Below are 20,415 nucleotides of genomic sequence, written 5' to 3'. Positions count from 1 at the left end.
TTTTTTCCTTTCCTTAAATTGGCTTTAAATTTATTTCATTCATTTTTTGATCATCATCCTTATTTAATTTGAAATCACATAGAATTTCTTAACAGCAAACCATGGATAAACTAAACGAAAAAACTGTCATAATTACCGGGGCTGCGAGTGGTATTGGGAAGGAACTTGCTTTGCAATTGGGTGAAACTGGTGCCCGGCTTTTGCTTATTGATTTTGATGCGCCCAACCTGGAAAAAACTGTAAATGAGGTAAAAGATCAGGGAGGAAATGTGCTAAATCATTATTTGCTGGACGTTTCAGATAGAGCAGGAGTGGAGTCCCTAAGTAAGGAAATTTTAAGTGAATTTGAAATTGATGTACTGATTAATAATGCCGGAGTTTCTTTGGGAGAGGTGAGCCTTGAAGAGGTTACTTATGATGAAATGGAATGGATTTTTGGGATCAACTTGTGGGGTGTGATTTATATGACAAAATGTTTTTTGCCTCACCTAAAAAAACGGCCTGCGGCAAGCATAATCAACCTTTCCAGCATCTTTGGAATTACCGGATTTGCCGGCCATGGCACCTATTCCACCACAAAGTTTGCTGTCAGAGGGTTTTCGGAAAATCTTCGCCAGGAGTTGGTGAATACAAATGTGAAGGTAATGGTTGTGCACCCCGGTGGGATAAAAACCAATATTGTGAGAAATTCGAAAGGGGGGAATCAAAAGAATAAGGAGTATGAGGCCAAAAAGTTTGACAAAGTAGCCTTAACTACTGCCGAAGAGGCTGCCAGGCAAATTGTTAAAGCACTCAGGAAAGATAAACCACGATTGCTTATCGGATCTGATGCCTGGAAAATTGACAAGATTGTAAGGTTATTTCCAGGGATTTATGAAGGTATAATTTTTAAGGACCTGAAAGTGAGGATGAAAAGAATGATGGGGAAATAAAAAAGGGGAACTTAAAATTCCCCCAATCTTTAGCTGTCCTTTGCCCGGGAAACTTCTTTCTTCAGGCCATTGATATTTTTTTGCAAATTATCGGTGACCGTGTCACTTAATTCCCTTACCGATTTTCTTCCTTTTGCGGCAATATCTTCTAAATCATCCTTTAATTCTTCAGCCTTTTTTGACAAGTCCTCAAAGGTGTCTTTTCCGCTGGCTGGTGCTACCAGGATACCTGCAATTACCCCAACAGCAGCTCCGGCTATAGCTGCTAATAATACTTTTGAATTTTGACTCATGATGTTTAAATTTTTTGGTTAAAAATTATTGAATTGATGGATGTAAGTTTAATCGATTATACTAACCATACCCGGTAATCAGGTATAAAATAGTTGGTAAATAGTAATATTTCGAAATTAATTAAATTTCAAGAAATTTAGTTCTCTTATCAAAATTACTAAAAGCCCGACAAAAAAACTGCTCAAAATTCTGTTTATTTCCTGAAATAAAAAACTTATAATCAGGCTCATTGGAAGTGGAAGCCTGGAGCTTGTTTTTTTCTAAAACCCTGATTATTTGTTGTGTGACTGCCGGGGCCGGATTAATTAAATCCGCTTTATTTTCAATCAGCCTGAGCACCATTTCACTTATAAAGGGATAATGCGTGCAGCCCAGCACAATTTTATCTACCCCTTTTGCCATCATTGGTGAAAGATACTTTTTCAGTAATTGCTCCATTTCATCGGTTTCTCCTTTCCCGGCTTCAATGAGCTCAACTAATCCATGGCCAATTTGTTCTATCACCTCAATGTTTTCTGCATATTTACTTTTGGTGGCATTGAACAAGTCGCCTTTTATGGTTCCAAGTGTGGCAAGCACGCCAATTTTTCCGGTTTTGGTATGTAAAGCGGCAGGTTTTATAGCTGGTTCAATTCCAATAAATGGAATATTGAAGGAATTTCTCAGGCTGGATATCGCAATACTTGTGGCTGTATTGCAGGCAACCACTATCATTTTGCAGTCTTGTTCTAAAAGGAAGTTAGTGATATAGGTGCAAAGGTTTTGGACTTCAATAGTAGTTTTAGGCCCATAGGGGCAATTTTTGGTGTCTCCATAATAAAAAATGGACTCCCTTGGCAAGGTTGCCACCATTTCCTTCCAAACCGATAATCCTCCAACACCTGAATCAAAAATGCCAATAGGTCTGTTGTCCATTTTTTGTTTGAGAATAATTTGATGATTTGAAAGTAAAAATTCCTTTTTTACAATTGTAATAACTTGAATAACAAATTCCCAAAATTAAAAGATTGTGGTACTTTTAAATTTTAAAAAAAAGCTGAAAACCCCACTTTTTATTGAAATAAGATTTTATGGAAATCACACTTACAACACCAGCATTACTATTCCCGGCAATTTCCCTTTTGCTTTTGGCTTACACCAATAGGTTTCTGGCCATTGCTTCTCTTATTCGGAATTTACATTCTAAATATACTGAAGAGCCAAATGGAAAAATCATGGGCCAGATTGAAAACTTAAATAAAAGGCTTTATCTTATAAGAAGCATGCAGGCTATTGGTATTTCCAGTTTATTCCTTTGTGTCTTTTGTATGTTTCTTTTATTTGCTGGCGAAATTTTTTTAGGGAAAATTACTTTCGGCATCAGTCTTTTGTTACTCATGATTTCTCTGGCTTTTTCCATCCGAGAAATTCAAATTTCAGCCAATGCGCTTAAAATTCAGTTGAGTGATTTGAAAGAAGGCTCGAAAGTGATATGATTTTTTTATTATAGATTGAAAGAAATCAAAACAGAAGCTGATTTAAATCAATAAAAATGACTGAGAAATTTTGTATTTTTAGTCTGATTAACCAAATGGAAGAGGATTATGTTAAAAATATTGTGTCCTGTAGATTTAGGTGAAGCGTCTTTAAATGCGATTAATTTTGCGGGGAATTTTACCAGAAAGTTAGGAGGTTCTCTCACCTTGTTTCATGCGGTTCCGGAGGCCAATTTGATTACCAGAGAAGATTTTGCTTCAAATGAGTTGCTTGAAATGCAAAACAAGGCGATGGAGACTTTGGAAAAAGTCTGTACTGAAACTTCAAAGGAATTTGCCATTGACTGTGATTATATTGTAGAACTGGATACATTGAATCATGGTATTACCAAAGTGGCTAAGTCACGTGAAATAGATTTAATTTTAATGGGAACCAAAGGGGTGCAGAATGTAGCTGAATACCTGGGGGGAAGTAATACAGTACATGTGATGGAACATGCCGATATTCCTGTTTTGGCCATTCCCGCAGAGCATTATAAATCTGAAATAAACAATATCGTATATGCGACTAACTATCAGGTAGGGGACGATGAAAGCCTGACCCAGTTGCTTCATTTTGCCAATAGCCTTGATTGCAGGTTAACTATTATTCATGTGAGTCATAAGGGCAACCCGGCCAAACTGGAGATTTTTAAATCGTACAGAGATTATGTGTTCGATGAATTTTATTACGATCTGGATGTGAAAATAGAACAGGTGGTTTATGACGATGTGGAAGAAGGACTGAGGGAATATATGCGGGTAAATAATGGGGATGTGCTGGCCATGCTTACGCACCATAGGAACTTTTTCCAGGAAGTTTTCCATACCAGTATGACCAGAAAAATGACATTACTGGCGGAGTATCCTGTGCTTGTTTTTCATAAATAAATTATTGGGAATCCTATAAAATATAAAGGGCTTAAAGATTCATTCCTGAAACTTTAAGCCCTTCCCTTTGGAAAATTAATTCTTAAAAATCCTCAGAAATTTTATCAATTTTACTGAAAGAAGTACCAATTCCCTTGATGAGGGCAGAGCTAAATCCCTGGTGTTCCATTTCATTAAGTCCGGCAATAGTACAGCCCTGTGGAGTGGTTACTTTGTCTATTTCTCTTTCCGGATGTTGTCCCCTTTCTAATAACAATGAAGCGGCTCCTTTTACGGTTTGAGCCGCAATAAGCTGGGCTATTTCAGCATTAAAACCAATTTCAATGCCTCCTTGTGAGGCAGCTCTGATAAACCTTAAGGAATAGGCAATCCCACAAGCCCCTAAAACAGTGGCGGCTGCCATTAGGTTTTCATCTATTACCACTGCTTTCCCCAGGCTGTTGAAAATAGACAATACAATAGCCTGTTGTTCAATTGAGGCATTGTTGGTGGCAATACAGGTCATAGATTCCTGAATTGCTATAGCGGTGTTTGGCATTGCCCTTACCAGCGATATATTTTCTCCTACCACACTGCCCATATCCGCAAGGCTGACTCCCGTCACCACAGAAATAAGAATATGTTTGCCTGATTTTAATTTAGGCTGGATTTCATAAAGTACATCCTTTAGCTGTTTGGGTTTCACTGCAAGCACAATAATATCTGCACTTTCCACTGCCAGCCTGTTATTATTATTTGTTTTTATACCAATATCCTTTAAATGGGTGATTTTATCCAGTTTCCTTCTGGTAACTGTAATTTTTTCAGGTGAAATTAAACCACTCTTAGCGATTCCTTCAGCAATAGAGGCACCAAGATTTCCTCCTCCAATTATGGCAATTTTATGAGACTTCATAACCAGGTAATTATTTATTAAGTAGTTGTGTAGAAATATTTAAGCATCTTAAAAATTCTAAAAAATTGATGCTTAGGGTTTTATATAATTTAAGAAATAGTAATTAAATAAAGATAATCAGTTGTTATTGATTGCCGGATAATTGTGGTAAAATAAAATTGGAGGGAAAAGGTCCCTTTTATTCCAATTTGTGAGTAAAATATGAATGGATAAACAGCAATTCATTTATGCCAATTCCCATTATATGTTGATTAACTTTCTATTTGAATCTACTAAACAAAAGGATTAATTTTTAAGATCAAAAACAAAGGGGAACAAAAAGGAATGTTGCTGTATAATTGGTTAAATTATACCCTTAAACAGGGGGGTAACAGGGTCATTTGTTTAGAAAAGACCGGCCAAAGTGTTGTTTATATGAAAAAATACACCTCCGTGTTTATTCCACCAATATAGTAGTCACTACAGAATCTGAAGCAAAATATTGCTCTATAATTAAATCCTGGAAGGAAAGATTTTTTGACTTTGCAAAATCCATTAATTGATTATTGACCTCAACAGGATTTGGAGCTACCCAAACATGGGCAATCATGATTCCGATTACCCCTTTTTCCGCTTTTATATTTTTAGTACTAAAACCTTCGGGAATACTTTTACTCACTTTAGGAACTACTCCTACGAAACCGTTTATGGTATCCAGTTCATCTGGATTTCCCTCAAATATGGCTGTAAAGGTTCCTTCAATTTTATCCTCGTCCAGCTTTTTCCGGATTTCATACATTTGCTTATTCAGGTCAACACCCTGAGTACTACCTCTCACTTCTTTTCCAACTACTTCTATGGAAATATCTTCCACTTCATTAATGGTAATTTTCTTAAACCCACCTAAAAAAGAATAAGCTACCACTGCTAATCCCACAAGCACCAGGAGGAGAATAAAAAAGCTAATTCTTGACATTACTTATTCCTGTTATCATTTCTATAGGGCTTTTTTTTCTTCTTAAAAAACTTCCCTTTTCCAAACTTTTTCTTCCCACCTTTTCTACCGGGATTATACTCTGGTCCTTCACCCAGGTGTTTGGGTAAGGGCACTTTTCGGATTTCGTTTCCAATTAAATCTTCAATTTTTTTGAAGTTAAACTGGTCTTTTTCATTGATGAAGGTGATTCCCTCTCCTGTAGATTCTGCTCTGGCAGTTCTTCCAATCCTGTGGATGTAATCTTCTGCATCCTGCGGCACATCGTAATTGATTACCAGGCTTATCGAATCGATATCAATTCCCCTGGAAATAATATCAGTTGCCACCAGGATAGAATAATTTTGGTTTTTGAACCCTCTCAAAACTTCCTCCCGCTCGCTTTGCTCCAGATCTGAGTGAATTTCTTCCGCTTTTAGTCCAATCTTTTTTAGGGTACTGCAAATTTTCTTCACATTGGCTTTGGTAGAAGAAAAAATTACTGCGCTGGGTACATCATCATCCTGAAGCAACCATTTGATCAGTTCTACTTTCTGGTCGTCATAAGTAAGAAAAGCGGCTTGCACTACGCCTTCTGCAGGTTTCGAAATCGCAATATTTACCTGCTTAGGTTCTTTCAGGATATTGTTGGCCAGTTTCCTAATTCTTTCAGGCATGGTGGCCGAAAAAAGCAGCGTCTGTCTTTCTTTAGGAAAATAACTGATAATCTCCATGATATCTTCATAGAAACCCATTTCCAGCATCCGGTCTGCTTCGTCTAAAATCAAATGCTTAAGTTTGGTGAAATCTCCAAAGCCCTGACGCAAATGAGAGATAAGTTTACCCGGAGTGGCGATTATCACATCAGCGCCTTCATTAAGTGCCTTTTTTTCTCTGGACCATGAAGCCCCATCTCCACCTCCGTAAATGGCAATAGAGCTGGTGTTTGTGAAATAAGCCAGTCCCTCCAATTGTTGGTCTACCTGCTTGGCCAGTTCACGGGTGGGTGCAATAATTACCGTATTAATGTAGTCACCATGTTCTGTGACTAGTTTATTTAATATTGGTAAAAGATATGCTGCCGTTTTTCCTGTTCCGGTTTGGGCACATGCAATTAAATCATTGTTATCAAGTATAATGGGTATTGCCAGCTCCTGGATAGGGGTAGCATTGGAAAATCCTATAGCATCTATTCCTTCCTGCAGATCTTCCTCTAAGTTTAAATCTTCAAATTTCAAAATCTCGCCCTTTAATTCTCTATATTGGTTTAATATCCCAAAGGCATTTCAAACCGCTTAATTGTTATGGTTGTAAAGCTAAACCTCTGGATATCAAATCCAAATTTCTCAAATTTATAGTTCAAACCTACTATTATGCCTCAAATATTTTTGCATATAGCCAGAAAACCACTGGATAGTTGACGAAAAGGAAGTATTTTCCGGTAATCTTGTATATGTAGTGTGCCGGTTTTTACCTGCTCTGGTTAAAAAAAAACGTGATTTTGAAAAGATTAGATTGATTTAATTGGTAACTTCTTCGTTCACTTTTTGGGAAATTTTGGCCAGTTCCCGAGCTCTTTTTTGCAGTGCTTCAAGTTTGTTCCTTTTCGGAGCGTAAGTTTTGGAAATGACAGTTTTTTTGATTTCAAAATAATCTTCAAGGGCCATTAAAAAACTTTCCAGCCTTTTAATGGCGTTGTCTGTTACCACAAAATCTCTGTTAATGCCCAAAGGGAATTTGATGTGTTGCAAATCAAGGTCATTTCTTATGTTTAATAATACTTTTTCAATTTCCTCATATTGCCTCTTTAGCTTATTATTTAAATGAATTAAATAAGCCATTGCGATTAAAAATGGTATTATAATAACTAAAAAATATAGCATGCTTAAGACAAATATTGTTTGCGAATTACAAATTTAAGCAGATTTTATTAACAATCTGTTAACCTTTACTGCTTTCTCTATAATAAATTGGTTATGGTTTGTTTTAGTGTAGTCTTGTTTATCTTTATTTTTTGAGGCGACCAGAATTCCTGCTCCCGGGTTTAAAAAACGCCCTTTGCTTTTTAAATAGGAAAATCTGATTGGGTTTGTGAAGATCTTCACTTAATATAACCAATATTTAGGACATTTGTCTTGTTTTTGCCTAATTTTTCGAAAACATCGGGATAATAAATCTGATGATTCCATAAATCAGAAGTGCAAAAATTGCCCATTTGATTAAAGCTTTGAAAAGGAAGATTGTGATGGAAATCAAGATGATGGCTACTACTAGAAATTGAATTATGCCTGAGGTTTTTCCCATTATTTTAAAAAATTAAATGTTGCTTTATTTTTACCATTTCTCTTCCCAATTGTAATATTTAGGAAAAGGTACTGATATTTGTTACGGAATCGAAATAAAAAAAGCTAAAAAAGCATGAAAATCATCTGGAAATTGAATTTTTTGACGTGTTGTTTAATTTTTATCGGAAACCTTGGCTTAGCTCAGACTGTTTCTGAAACCTTCAAACAAACATTTGCTTACCAGCAGGGAGAACAAATTGATATCAGGAATATTTATGGGAAAATTAAAATAAACCATTGGGAAAAAGATTCGGTCTCAGTTGTGGTAAATGCTACAGTGAAAGGCAAGGATAAGGAGGCTGCTGAAAAAAATTACAGTCGGGTGAAAATTGAATTGAAAAAAGATGGAAAGATAATTTCGGGGATTACAGAGATGGAAGGCAGTATGGTGAAAAACCTGATTACCAGTGGTGATGATTTTGATATTGATTATGAATTGTTTTTACCAACTACTTCAGATTTGTCTGTCACACTGAGAAAAGGAAAATTTGAAACAGAAAAACTGTCCTGTAAAGCCAAACTTAATTTAACTGACAGTGAACTGACCATTGAAGAAATAACAGAAAATGTTTCCTTTGACCTGAACAATGCCACAGTAAAAATTGAAAAACTCGGTTATGCTTTTTTTGCGCTTTCCTCAAGTACTGTTACCGTAGATAAGGCGGATAAAATTGATATCAATAGCACAAATTCCAGCTCCACAGTGGAACTTGGAGAAGTATTAGAGCTCTATCTTGATTCAAAAAATGACAAGATTGGGGTAAGGAAACTCAACAAAATAAGCGGTACTTTTTCCTTTTCAAAAGTGAATATTCTGGATCTTTCCGAGCAGGCCGACCTCAATATGACCAATGGAAGTTTTTTGGCAGAAAATATACAAAAGGAATTCACCAATATAAAGCTTGTGGGTAAATCCACCGATATTGATTTGAGCTTTGCCAAAGGAGCTTCTTTGCAGGCTGATATTAAAGGCAAAAGTGAAAAACTGACTATACCAGAAAGTGGTTACCTGAGTGTGGGATATGCAGACAAAAAAAAGAAAATGATGAAAATCACGGGCTATCTTGGGGAAAATGAAGCTGCTCAAGCCAAACTGGACATTACCGAACCAAGCGGGAGTGTAACCATTAAATTGAAGGAAAGGTAAGGAATTATCCATTCCTTCTTTCATCCTCTGCAGGCTTTTTGATGAATTTTTTAGGCAGAAAAATGGTGAATGAAGTTCCCTCTCCGGGAACACTTTCCAGTTGAATACTTCCCTGATGGCTTTCAATGATACCCAGCGCAATGGAAAGCCCTAATCCGGTTCCTTTTCCTACTTCCTTTGTGGTGAAAAAGGGCTGGAATATTTTCTTTCTTACATCCTCCGGAATACCCGAACCTGTATCCTGAATAGTTATCCCAATTTCACTACCCTTATCGAAAGTGGTTATGGAAATTTCACCTTCTCCATCAATGGCCTGTATCCCGTTGGTAATCAGATTCATAAAAACCTGATTTATTTTCCCTTCATAGCATTCTATTCTGGGGATTTGGCCATAATTTTTTTGGATTAAAATTTTGTTTTTTACCTGATTTCGAACCAATAGTAAGGTAGAATCCAGGCATTCGTGAATGTCTGTGATTTTTAAAGTACCTTCTCCCGATCTTGAAAATGACCTTAATCCCTTTATAATTTCAGTTGTCCTGGAGGCCCCAATATTAATATCCCCCGATACTTTTTTTACGAGGGCTTTCAATTCTTCATAACTCATGTTCTTTTTGAGTGCCTCGATTTTGTCCAGTTGTTCCTTTACATTTTCAATTTTTATTTTTTCGTATTCTTCCATTAATAGAAAGAATTTGTCAAATGTTTTTTGGAGGCCTACAATTCCCGCACTTATAAAATTTATCGGGTTGTTTATTTCATGTGCAATTCCTGCTGCGAGAATCCCCAAAGAGGCCATTTTTTCTGAATTAACCAGTTGAGCTTGTGCGTTTTGGAGTTTTTTAAGCGTCTCAGTTAATGAGTTCTTCTGCTTTTCCAAAATTTCGGTTTGCTTGAAAAGCCTTTGGTTCTGACTGCTGATTTCATGTTGTTGTTTTTCAATTTCAATTGTTCTTTCCTTGACTTTTTTCTCCAGATTTTCATAAAGAAGTGCATTGTCAAGCGATACAGCCATTTGGAAAGATAACAGCTCCAGCATTTCCAGATGTTTGTCGGTAAAAAGCTTATGCGTTAGGTTATTTTCCAGGTAAAGAATTCCTGTAAGCGAATTTTTATGCTTTAGTGGAAGAGCAATAATGGATTTTATTTCATTTTGCTTAATGTAAGGGTCATTTCCAAATGAATGGTCATTTTTGGCATCACTTGTAAAAAAGCTTTTCAGTGATTTTCGGATAAAGTTGACAATGGAAAGAGGAAGGTTTTCTGTCTGGTCATTATTAAAATCAATGCATTCCCGTTTGAAAATACTCTCTTTCGGGTTATTAATATCCTTTTCAGCAATTATTTTCCAGTTGTCATTCTCGTTGATGAGCAATACTCCCCTTGAAGCGCCCACATTTTCCAACACAATATCCAGCATTTTATCCAGTAAAGAACTCAGTTTCACTTCTTCTGAAATCAACTGATTTACCTTTAGAATAGAAAGGAAATTGAATAGGTTGTTGGTGGTGATCAGAGAATTTGAAGTGGAATGGATCGATTTCAGGGGATTTCCAAGGCCTGATTTTGTTCCTTTGTTAGTGAGTTTTTCGTTTAATTCTATTTCAATAGCCTCTGCTTTTTTATGGGCGCCCCAAAAGCGGTAAGCCTGAAACGCTTTGCGCATGTACATTTCTCCAGTTTCCTCATTTTTTCTGGCCAGCCAGAATCTGCCAAACAACTCATATCCCAATGCTTCTTCCTGAATTAGCTGGTTGGATTTGGATAAATTGATGGCATTTTCATAATGGGTAATGGCTTCCTTGAATTTTTGTGCCAGCCTGGCTTCTTCTGCCAGTATAAGGGCCAACTTATTTCCATAGTTTTCGGGGCATAATTTAGCCCACTTTTTGAATTTACTTTTGGCGTTTTTAATGTATTTCTTAGCCTTGGGAGGAAATCCTTTTTGATGACCGGCAAGGGAAAAGCAGGTAAGTGCAGAATAAAAATAGAATTGAGGAACCATCTGCATTCCTGATACATTCTCCAGCTGGGGCAATGCTCCGGCAATTTGTTCGAAGGCAAGGCCAAAATTCCCAAAAATATAATTTAGGTATAATCTGCCTAAATGAATTTGAAAAATTCCTATTCCCTCATTCTTCTCTTTTAATTGAGATAAAATAAGTTCGGCATTAAATGTATCATCCTGAAGAAGTGACGGGGTTTCCGATTCTCCCCGCAAATTTTGGATGACCACCCGATAAATATTATTCCAGTTGAATGGGCCTTCCTGATTGAAGTCTTTTATAACCTGATTAAAGTAGTTCGTCTCACTTTTAAGTTTATCAAGACTTGTTCCTTCGAAAAACTGATTCATGCCGATGATATAGGCGTTGTAGGCCCCAAATTCTAAATCTCCGGATTCCAGGCATAGCTGGTAGGCAATTCTGGCATCTTTCGTGACCTTACTGAAAGGTTCTTTCCAGTGGTTATTGGCTCCCACACCTGCAGCCATCACTCTGCCCTTAATAAAATTTGCGCTGAGCTGATCAACCAGTTTTATGGATAACTTTTGCATTTCATATCCATTATTGTATTCATCCATAAAACCAGAGAGGATAATTCCAAAGGTGGAAAATGCATCGGCTGCAGCTGGAGAACTTCCATATTTTAATGCTCTTTTTACCTGTTCAAAAACAATAATGGGCAATAATTCCGGAAGAGCAATCAAGGCTGGAGAACCTATATTTCCAAGGGTGTCAATTATGGCATTTTGTTTTTCATTTTTGATATGAGGCAGATGTATCAAATCTGGGATTTTCTTGCCTAAAAGTGCCAGTTTAATTTGCAAAAAACCTGTTAGAATGTGAAGTGTACCTGGCTTTTTAGGAAGGGAAACACCAAGTTTTTTTAGAAATGCTTTTCCAATCTCAAGGCCTTTAAGAGGGGCATTCAGGGCAAGTTGTTTGTTAATCAGCAGGTGATAAATTTTTACCTGATCAAGGAGGTCCGTAGAATTTTGAAGAAATAATTCTGCGAAATAGTCCATTTCGTCAAACATCCCGGCCATGTATGCGCTTTCAGTGGCGGCTTCATAAATTTTTAGTATCTTTTTGTGGTTAAGTTTCCAGGTATTTTCAGGGAGTAGGGAAATAGTTTGCTTGCAATAATTGAAGTAGATTGCTGCAGCTGAGGTATTCCTGGCTTTTATAGCCGATTGGAAATTTAAGTCTGCCAATAACTGTTTTTCGTTGTGTTCTTCTACAATTTTTCTGGCTAAATTTAAATGATGGGTAATCTCAAAAATGCTTTTTCCAGTGAAATTATCCCTTTCTTCGTGGCTGAGCAGGACTTTCCCAATTTTGTAATGAATTTTTTCTCTTTCTTCCACGGATAAAAGGTTGTAAGCCGCTTCCTGAATTTTATCGTGGATGAAGGAGTAAGTGGAATCGGAAAACCACACCAGACCTTCGCTGAGGATAGGATAGAAAATACCGAAAATTTCATTTTCCCCTTTTTCAAGAATATCTGCCAGAGCTTTCAGTCTGAATTTTAACCCAAAACAGGAAGCGATTGTTATCAGCTGCCTAGAAACTTCTGGAAGTTTTTGAATTTTCCCAGCCATAAAATCGACCAGGTTTTCACTGGCGGGCAATGATTTCACCGCTTCTTTTTCCCAAATCCATCTTCCAATTCTTTCTTTCCCGGAATCCCAGCTTGTCAGTTTTTCCGGATTGTAAATTCGAAGGATATTTTCTTCATATAATGTTTGAAGAAAGGCCTTTACATAGAAAGGATTACCTTCAGTTTTCATAAAAACCAGCGCTGTAAAATCCCTGGTCTCCTGATTTGTAGTGGAAGAAAAGGTTTCACTCATCCAGTTGTTTAAGCTTTCCATATCCAATGGCTGAAGCTGAATTGTGGAAATGTTGTAGTATATGGTGGGTAGCTCTTCTATCAGTTGGCTTACCGGATGATGTTGGTTTACTTCATTTTCACGATAAGCTCCAATAAATAAAAAATGAGAAAGGTTTTTATCATTAAGAATTTGTCTGAGTAATGAAATTGAAGGCTGGTCAATCCATTGTAAGTCATCCAAAACTAAAACCAGCGTTTGTTTATTTTCTACGAATACCTCCATAAACCTCTGGAAGGTGAGATTGAATCTGTTCTGGGTTTCCAGAGGGCCCAGTTTTTCCAAAGGAGGTTGATCTCCTATTATTAATTTCAACTCCGGGATAACCTCGATGATAATACTGGCTTTGTTTCCAAGTTTATTCAGAATCCGTTCTTTCCACTTGTTAATTTGAGGTTCGGAAAGCCCTAATAACTGCACAGTAAGTTCTTTAAAGGCACTAATAATTCCAAAATAGGCAGTATTCCTGTGTTGAGAATCATATTTCCCCTTTATCAGATGGCCATTATGAACACTGATTGGTTTTTGTAGTTCATTGATTAGGGTAGATTTGCCAACTCCTGAATACCCTGAGACAAAGGCTATAGTTTTTTCGCCATCATGTGCCTGCTGGAACTGATTTAAGAGTAACTGGATTTCTGTTTCTCTGCCAAAAAGTTTTTGTGGGATATTTAATTGCTCTGAAAAATCCTGGGAAGCCAGAGGAAAAGAACCAATTTTGCCGTTAATTTCTATTTGTTTTAAACAGTTTTCCAGGTCATATAAAAGCCCTTCTGCCGATTGGTATCTTTCTTCTGCATTTTTAGAAATTAGTTTAAGTATTATTTCCGAGAGGATTGGAGGAATATGCGGATTTGTTTGGTCAGGAGTAGGTGGAATCTTTGCCAGATGCTCATGGATAATCTCCATTGGATCATCGGAATAAAATGGCAGATTTCCGGTTAGCATCTCATAAAAAGTAATGCCCAAAGAGTATAAGTCCGTTCGGTGGTCCACATTTCGATTCATCCTCCCAGTCTGTTCCGGTGAAATATAATGGATGGTACCTTCAAACTTCTCTTCGCTATTTAAACTTTGGGTTTTGAGGTTTACCTTCGAGGCAAGCCCAAAATCAATAAATTTTACCTCATTGGTTTTTCTGTCAATCAGGATATTATAGCTGTTAATATCCCTGTGGATGATTTGTTCTTTGTGGATATCGGCTAAAATTCGGGTGATTTTTATTGAAATTTCAAGGAAGAATTTCAGGCTGAATTCACTTCCTGTTCCGATTCCCGCGAATAGACTTTTTAAGGTTTGCCCCTCTACAAACTCAAGGAACAGTTTGGGCTTATTTTCCTTGTTTTCTTGTTTAATTACTTTCCTGACTCCCGGAATTTTTAGTTTGGAAAGTATTTCAAACTCATTATTAAACCTGTTAATCTGGGAAATAGAAGGAAAATCTCCATTAGGTACTTTTAATGTAAATTCATTTTCAAATTCTTCAGTTTTCCCATGAAAAACCAACGAATCTTCACTTGAGTGTAATAGTTTTAAACCTTTTTCTAGTTCCTCCATAGATAAAAATAGAACCAAGTAGTGGAATTATTGTGGTAAGCAAATTGAACTTATTAGTAAGGCATAGGTTTTAAATGATTAAAATATAAAAAAAAATGAAGATAATACCATTTATGGTAAACTAACTAAAATGGCAGAAAAGTATCTGCATTTTTGGTATAGGTGATTTAGTATCTAAAACAAGGTAAGATTTCCACCTTTGCGAAACCTATCTAAATTGAATGGAGGAAGTTTTTTGTTTTTGAAATACCTTGCTCTGGAAATCTTAAATAACTGGGTAATACTTTCTGCAATTTTACCTTCTCCTCGCATTCTGGTCCCAAATCTTGAATCGCCAGGATTCCCTCCATGAATATCCATAATTTGATTCCAGACTTTATCAGCTTTGTCCGGGAAATTCTTTTCAAGCCAGTCCTTAAACAGCGTTTCTAAAGCGCCATTCAACCTGACAAGGGTAAAGCCTGCCATCAAAGCACCCTGCGCTGAAGATTGCTTTAAAATTTCTGGAATTTCCGGGCTATTCAATGCGGGGATAATTGGAGCAGTCATTACTCCAACAGGAATACCTGCGGATGTAAGTTGTTGAATGGTTTCCAGTTTCTTTTTTCCAGAGGCTGTTCTTGGCTCCATCAGGCGCCTTAAATTTTCATCCAGAGTGGTAATGCTTATGACAACATGAACCAGACCTTCTTTGGCCAAATCTTTCAAAATGTCCAGATCTCTTAAAATCAGGCTGTTTTTGGTAATTATACCCACAGGATTTCCATATTTCATAAAAACTTTAAGTAAAGACCTAGTTATTTCCAGCTTCTTTTCCAGCGGCTGGTAACAATCTGTATTTCCTGAAAGCATAATAGGAGTGGGTTTCCAGTTTTTGCTTAAAAACTGATTTTCCAATAACCTGGCTGCGTTTTCCTTCACCACAATTTTGCTTTCAAAATCCCAACCGGCACTAAAACCCCAATATTCGTGAGTGGGCCTGGCATAACAGTAAATGCAGCCGTGTTCACATCCCTGATAAGGATTTATAGAATAATTAAAAGGAATATCAGGGCTTTTATTGGAGCTAATAATTTTTTTAGGGGATTCTTTATAAATCCTGGTAGATGGTGCATTTATCCTTTCATCTTCATGGTCAGTTGGTTCAAATTCATAAAAGGTTTTTGAAAAACGGTTGGCTGTGTTTTTCTGAGCTCCCCGGCCTTTTTGGTAATCTTCTTTCATAAATTAGGGTTGGTGCAATTAAATTTTATGGAAAAAAGCCTTAATGAAAGATGGATAAATAAAAAAAACAGAAATGAAGTAAAATGAGATAGTGGAATTAGCAAGGGAACTTCCGGTATGCCTGGAAAGTTCCCATTTTTCGGTTCTATTTTTTATTTTTAGAATCTATAATAATAGTAACGGGACCGTCATTCACAAGGCTTACTTCCATCATGGCCCCAAACTCCCCGGTTTCTATTTTTTTACCAAGTTTATCTTCCAATGCAACTATCATTTTTTCATAAAGTGGGATAGCAATGTCAGGTTTGGCGGCATCATTATAACCAGGTCTGTTGCCCTTTTTTGTACTGGCATGCAGGGTAAACTGACTTACCAATAAAATATCTCCACCTACATCTAAGATTGAACGGTTCATTTTGCCGTCCTCATCATTAAAAATCCTAAGGTTTACAATTTTTCCACTAAGCCATTCAATATCACTTTCATTATCATCATGGGTTATACCTAATAATATCATTAAACCTTCATTAATCTTCCCATTTAACTTGTTTTCTATATTAACAGCGGCCTGAGTTACTTTCTGAATTACTACGATCATTGGTGGATTTTTTTCCCAAATTTAGCTATCTGATTTAAAAAAAAGAGTATAGGAGCAGATTCAAATGACTTGAGAAGACCAAATACCAGTTTCAGGTGGAAAGCCTGATAAAAATCAATATATATTTCAACTTAATAGTTAGCTTTGCAATGATTTATGAAGGAAGATAGCTCAAATTTAAACTGAATTTTGGGGAATAAAATCCGGTGAAGTAAATTGACTTAATATAAAATTAAAATTCAAAACTTTTTTCAAGATGGGATACAGAATAGAAAAAGATACGATGGGAGAAGTTCAGGTTCCTGCCGAAAAATATTGGGGAGCCCAAACGCAAAGATCAATACAAAACTTTAAAATTGGCGGGCATACCATGCCTATGGAAATCATAAGGGCATTTGCCATATTAAAAAAAGCGGCAGCTTTAACCAATGCCGATTTAGGCGTTTTGGATACCGATAAGGCAGAAATTATTTCGAAGGTTTGTGCGGAAATTCTGGAAGGTAAACTGGATGATCAATTCCCTCTTGTTGTTTGGCAAACCGGTTCCGGAACCCAATCCAATATGAATTCCAATGAGGTAATTGCCAACAGAGCACATGTGTTACTGGGTGGAAGCCTGGAAGATAAAGCTAAGAAAATTCACCCCAATGATGACGTAAATAAGTCACAATCTTCTAATGATACCTTCCCAACGGCCATGCACATTGCTTCATATCAATATATCTTGGAGCAAACTATTCCTAAAGTTCAGCAATTAAGAGATACCCTGGATAAAAAAGCAAAGGCATTTAAAGATGTGGTTAAAATTGGCCGGACACACTTTATGGATGCTACACCTCTTACTTTGGGTATGGAGTTTAGTGGGTATGTTTCCCAATTGGATCACGGAATTGCTGCATTAAAGCATTCCCTGGGACATTTGTCTGAATTGGCACTGGGAGGAACCGCTGTAGGAACTGGATTGAATGCCCCTCAAGGCTATGCAGAATTAGTTGCCAAGAAAATTTCTGAATTAACCGGATTGCCTTTTGTAACAGCTCCCAATAAATTTGAGGCCCTTGCAGCTCATGATGGCATGGTTGGCGCGTCAGGTGCACTAAAACAAGTAGCTGTTAGCCTGATGAAAATTGGCAATGATATCAGGATGTTGTCTTCAGGACCAAGATCGGGAATTGGAGAAATAATAATTCCTTCCAACGAGCCAGGGTCTTCCATTATGCCTGGAAAAGTGAACCCTACGCAGTGCGAAGCATTAACTATGGTGTGTGCTCAGGTGATTGGACTGGATACAGCTGTGAGTGTAGGTGGATCTACCGGACACTTTGAGTTGAATGTTTTCAAACCAATGATGGCCTTTAATGTACTAACAGCAGCGAGACTTATTGGAGATGCTTGTCAGTCCTTTGATGAAAACTGTGCTGTAGGAATTGAGCCCAATCACAAAGCGATAAAGGAACATTTGGAAAATTCCCTGATGCTTGTAACTGCCTTAAATACGCATATTGGCTATGACAACGCAGCAAAAATTGCCAAAAAAGCGCATGCCGATGGAACTACTTTAAGAGAAGCTGCTTTAGAATTAAAACTGTTAACCAATGAGCAATTTGATGAATGGGTTATTCCATCAAAAATGATTGGAAATTTATAACAATATACAAGGCGATAGTTGGGGCGCCTTTTGCCCCGACTATTGTTTATGTTTTATAAGCTTCATACTTTTGTTTATTAGAAAATTATTATTTTTATTTACCAAATCAACTTTTTCGGGGAGAGTTGATATTTTTTGAACTATTTACCTAAACATTTTAGCGTAAAATTTTTCCTCCCTTTTTACTTAAATTATTTCTTCGGCTTTAAAATCAAATAATTCGTATTCCGAAATGGGAGCTATGTCGAATAGGTTTCATAAAAAAGGTAAAAAAGTCAGTTTTGTTAAAATATTTTCTTTACTTACCTTGTTTAAAAAGTGAATTTCCTATACTTGGATTTTTCCCAATTTGAAAATTATTAGCAAAAAAATTAATATTAATTAGAATTATTGATCATGAGAATCTTATTAACCATCTTAACTTTTTGTGTAGGAATTATTTTTACCACAAATGTTTCAGCTCAAAAACTGACTAAGGCAGAAAAAAAGGAAGCTAAAAAATGGAAACAGAAAATGAAGAGTATGGATCCATTAAAGTTTAAAGCTATGTATGAAGATGTAAATTCATTACAGGCTGAAAATGGAGCTTTAAAAAAGAATATTACTAAAATGGAAAGCCAATTGAAAGATCAACAATCTTTAACAGCCTCTAAGGATCAGGAAATTTCCGATTTGCATAATAAGCTTAAGGCTATCCAGGCGGATTGTGGTAAAAATGTAACTGAAGGTGGAGATGATTACACAAAAGGTGTTGTGTATAAAGTTCAGATTGGTGCTTTTAGAAATAAAGATTTATCGCAATTTCAGGAAAAAGGAAACTTCTGGACTGAGGATGAAGATGGTGTTAAAAAATATACTATTGGATTTTTTAGAGATTATTGGGAAGCGGATACTTTTAAGAAGTACCTGAGAGAGATGGGGGTAAAAGATGCGTGGATTGTAGCTTATGAAGACAATCAAAGAAAAGATATTAAAGAAGTACTTGAAGGAGGAGCAGAAGGAGCATCGGGAAGATAAGCCTTATAATACTTTTGAAATAAAAATAAAAGCAATACCTTAAAAGTATTGCTTTTTTTAATTTTATAAAGTTACTTTTGCGCAAAATACCAAAAGGCCAAAAATTCGAACCCTTTAATGCCTAAAAAGGTTTTGAGTAAAACAATTAGAAAGGGATGTCGTTCATGGTATCAAAAAAAAACTTTGCACAAAAAAATTGTTTTTTTGGAATAATTTTTATATAAAGTTTTTTATAATTGTTTTGGTTGAAATATTTTAAATTAAATGATAAAAAGACTATAGACTATGTATTGGACATTAGAATTAGCATCATACCTTGAAGATGCGCCATGGCCAGCGACCAAAGATGAATTAATTGATTATTCAATAAGAACTGGTGCCCCTATGGAGGTGGTTGAGAATCTTCAGGAATTAGAAGATGACGGTCAACCCTATGAAAGTATCGAGGAAATCTGGCCTGACTATCCTACAAAAGAAGACTTCTTTTTTAATGAGGATGAGTATTAACCTTTGTAAATCTTTCTTTTAATCCTTTAACTCAGGATCTTTAACTTTAAAAAGGAAATTTTGAAAACGTATTAAATTAAATGGAACCTATTCGTTGTTCCATTTTTTTTTGGCAAAAATTCCGGCTATTTGTAAATCCTCTGGTGTGGTAATTTTGATATTGTAATAGGATCCCTCCACCAAATTTATTTCATTTCCGCTTGCCTCAGCCACACTTGCATCATCTGTAAAGAAACTGGTTTCAGGAGTGTTATAAGCAGTTTTTATCAAGCCAATTTTAAAAGTCTGCGGGGTTTGAATAAGCCTGTACCGGTTTCTGTCTCTTGCATCATTTCCGGTTTCGGATACTTCCCTTATAGAATCTTTTAGCTGAACAGCCACAATGGCATTTCCCTTTTTATTTGCCGTTTGATAAGCCAAATCAATAATTTCTTTACTAATAAATGGCCTTACCCCGTCATGGATTGCCACAAGGCCTTCCTGTTCCTCTATTTTATTTAACCCACTTTTCACCGATTGGAAACGGGAAGCCCCTCCAATGGCGATTTGATGAGGTACTTTGAAATTGTGTTTTTCAACCAGGTTGTTCCAAAATTCTACATGATGTTGCGGTAAAACCAGTATGATTTTGGTTTCTGAGGCTGCAAAGTAAAATCTTTCAATGGTATGCATTAAAACAGGTTTGCCTAGAAGAGGGATGAATTGTTTGGGAATTTGGGTGTTCATCCTGTTGCCTTTTCCTCCTGCCACAATTATCGCATATTTTGGAATATCCATATTAAATTCAAGGTATTTTGTAAAATTATTCCTGGGTCCTCCTAGTAGAATTATATTAATATCTGGGACTAATTTTTACAATATTAAAAAGAAACTACCCTTGCAAATCCTTTTTTGGGATTTTCTTATCAAAATTAAAATTCTTTTAACATTTTTGCAGAAACTTCAAATGAGTTAAATGTTGATTTTATAACTTTAGCTAAATTTTTGTTCAGCAGCCGG

The 20,415-nt window shown here is 36.4% G+C and carries 17 protein-coding genes; 7 read left to right on the top strand and 10 right to left on the bottom strand.

Annotated elements, in window-relative coordinates; all coding sequences use genetic code 11:
* Positions 1 to 101: 101 nt before the first annotated feature.
* A complete protein-coding gene (locus A3EM_RS0103205; protein WP_020526725.1) occupies positions 102 to 932 on the top strand; it encodes an SDR family NAD(P)-dependent oxidoreductase in 831 nt (276 codons plus the stop codon).
* 29 nt (positions 933 to 961) lie between these two features.
* On the opposite strand, the gene A3EM_RS41375 is transcribed toward A3EM_RS0103205, so the two are convergent.
* Positions 962 to 1,225: a YtxH domain-containing protein gene (locus A3EM_RS41375; protein WP_020526724.1), complete on the bottom strand. Its 264-nt coding sequence runs from the start codon at positions 1,223 to 1,225 to the stop codon at positions 962 to 964.
* A gap of 121 nt (positions 1,226 to 1,346) precedes the next feature.
* Positions 1,347 to 2,141 (bottom strand): glutamate racemase, encoded by a 795-nt coding sequence (gene murI, locus A3EM_RS0103195; RefSeq protein ID WP_020526723.1) that lies wholly within the window; start codon positions 2,139 to 2,141, stop codon positions 1,347 to 1,349.
* 155 nt (positions 2,142 to 2,296) lie between these two features.
* On the opposite strand from murI, the gene A3EM_RS0103190 reads away from it, so the two are divergent.
* Both A3EM_RS0103190 and A3EM_RS0103185 read left to right on the top strand, forming a co-directional pair.
* On the top strand, positions 2,297 to 2,701 hold the full coding sequence (locus tag A3EM_RS0103190) for a DUF2721 domain-containing protein (protein ID WP_020526722.1): 405 nt from the start codon (positions 2,297 to 2,299) through the stop codon (positions 2,699 to 2,701).
* Between the two features lie 108 nt (positions 2,702 to 2,809).
* Positions 2,810 to 3,631 (top strand): universal stress protein, encoded by an 822-nt coding sequence (locus A3EM_RS0103185; RefSeq protein ID WP_020526721.1) that lies wholly within the window; start codon positions 2,810 to 2,812, stop codon positions 3,629 to 3,631.
* Positions 3,632 to 3,713: 82 nt separating this feature from the next.
* Here the strand turns inward: A3EM_RS0103185 and proC are convergent, their stop codons facing one another.
* From proC to A3EM_RS0103160, 4 genes are all read right to left on the bottom strand, one after another.
* Complete coding sequence (proC, locus tag A3EM_RS0103180; RefSeq protein ID WP_020526720.1) at positions 3,714 to 4,526, bottom strand: pyrroline-5-carboxylate reductase; 813 nt, start codon at positions 4,524 to 4,526, stop codon at positions 3,714 to 3,716.
* A 436-nt stretch (positions 4,527 to 4,962) separates the two neighbouring features.
* The gene (locus tag A3EM_RS0103170) at positions 4,963 to 5,481 is read right to left on the bottom strand and encodes a hypothetical protein (RefSeq protein ID WP_020526718.1); all 519 of its coding nucleotides are present in this window, start codon (positions 5,479 to 5,481) and stop codon (positions 4,963 to 4,965) included.
* Complete coding sequence (locus A3EM_RS0103165) at positions 5,481 to 6,716, bottom strand: DEAD/DEAH box helicase (protein WP_020526717.1); 1,236 nt, start codon at positions 6,714 to 6,716, stop codon at positions 5,481 to 5,483. The genes A3EM_RS0103170 and A3EM_RS0103165 overlap by 1 nt, the downstream gene beginning before the upstream one ends.
* A 282-nt stretch (positions 6,717 to 6,998) precedes the next feature.
* Positions 6,999 to 7,319 carry a hypothetical protein gene (locus A3EM_RS0103160; RefSeq protein ID WP_020526716.1) on the bottom strand — a complete coding sequence of 107 codons (321 nt, stop codon included), beginning with the start codon at positions 7,317 to 7,319 and terminating at the stop codon, positions 6,999 to 7,001.
* A gap of 577 nt (positions 7,320 to 7,896) precedes the next feature.
* On the opposite strand from A3EM_RS0103160, the gene A3EM_RS0103150 reads away from it, so the two are divergent.
* Positions 7,897 to 8,970 (top strand): DUF4097 family beta strand repeat-containing protein, encoded by a 1,074-nt coding sequence (locus A3EM_RS0103150; RefSeq protein WP_020526714.1) that lies wholly within the window; start codon positions 7,897 to 7,899, stop codon positions 8,968 to 8,970.
* A gap of 4 nt (positions 8,971 to 8,974) precedes the next feature.
* On the opposite strand, the gene A3EM_RS0103145 is transcribed toward A3EM_RS0103150, so the two are convergent.
* The 3 genes from A3EM_RS0103145 to dtd all read right to left on the bottom strand — a co-directional run bounded on the left by A3EM_RS0103145 (position 8,975) and on the right by dtd (position 16,244).
* A complete protein-coding gene (locus A3EM_RS0103145) occupies positions 8,975 to 14,422 on the bottom strand; it encodes an ATP-binding sensor histidine kinase (RefSeq protein ID WP_020526713.1) in 5,448 nt (1,815 codons plus the stop codon).
* A 174-nt stretch (positions 14,423 to 14,596) separates the two neighbouring features.
* On the bottom strand, positions 14,597 to 15,646 hold the full coding sequence (locus tag A3EM_RS0103140) for a PA0069 family radical SAM protein (RefSeq protein WP_020526712.1): 1,050 nt from the start codon (positions 15,644 to 15,646) through the stop codon (positions 14,597 to 14,599).
* A gap of 145 nt (positions 15,647 to 15,791) precedes the next feature.
* On the bottom strand, positions 15,792 to 16,244 hold the full coding sequence (gene dtd / locus A3EM_RS0103130; protein ID WP_020526710.1) for a D-aminoacyl-tRNA deacylase: 453 nt from the start codon (positions 16,242 to 16,244) through the stop codon (positions 15,792 to 15,794).
* A 256-nt stretch (positions 16,245 to 16,500) separates the two neighbouring features.
* On the opposite strand from dtd, the gene fumC reads away from it, so the two are divergent.
* From fumC to A3EM_RS0103115, 3 genes are all read left to right on the top strand, one after another.
* Positions 16,501 to 17,892, top strand: coding sequence for a class II fumarate hydratase (gene fumC, locus A3EM_RS0103125; protein ID WP_020526709.1), 1,392 nt, complete (start codon positions 16,501 to 16,503; stop codon positions 17,890 to 17,892).
* Between the two features lie 396 nt (positions 17,893 to 18,288).
* Positions 18,289 to 18,909 carry an SPOR domain-containing protein gene (locus A3EM_RS48035; RefSeq protein ID WP_020526708.1) on the top strand — a complete coding sequence of 207 codons (621 nt, stop codon included), beginning with the start codon at positions 18,289 to 18,291 and terminating at the stop codon, positions 18,907 to 18,909.
* Positions 18,910 to 19,194: 285 nt separating this feature from the next.
* Positions 19,195 to 19,416, top strand: coding sequence for a DUF2795 domain-containing protein (locus tag A3EM_RS0103115; protein ID WP_020526707.1), 222 nt, complete (start codon positions 19,195 to 19,197; stop codon positions 19,414 to 19,416).
* Between the two features lie 87 nt (positions 19,417 to 19,503).
* Here A3EM_RS0103115 and A3EM_RS0103110 read toward each other — a convergent pair whose 3' ends face one another.
* A complete protein-coding gene (locus A3EM_RS0103110) occupies positions 19,504 to 20,193 on the bottom strand; it encodes a 2-C-methyl-D-erythritol 4-phosphate cytidylyltransferase (RefSeq protein WP_020526706.1) in 690 nt (229 codons plus the stop codon).
* Positions 20,194 to 20,415 lie beyond the last annotated feature (222 nt).

The sequence above is a fragment of the Flexithrix dorotheae DSM 6795 genome (assembly GCF_000379765.1).
Classification (GTDB): Bacteria; Bacteroidota; Bacteroidia; order Cytophagales; family Flammeovirgaceae; genus Flexithrix; species Flexithrix dorotheae.
Note: the sequence above shows the minus strand (reverse complement) of the source record. Positions and strands in the feature narration are given on the sequence as shown.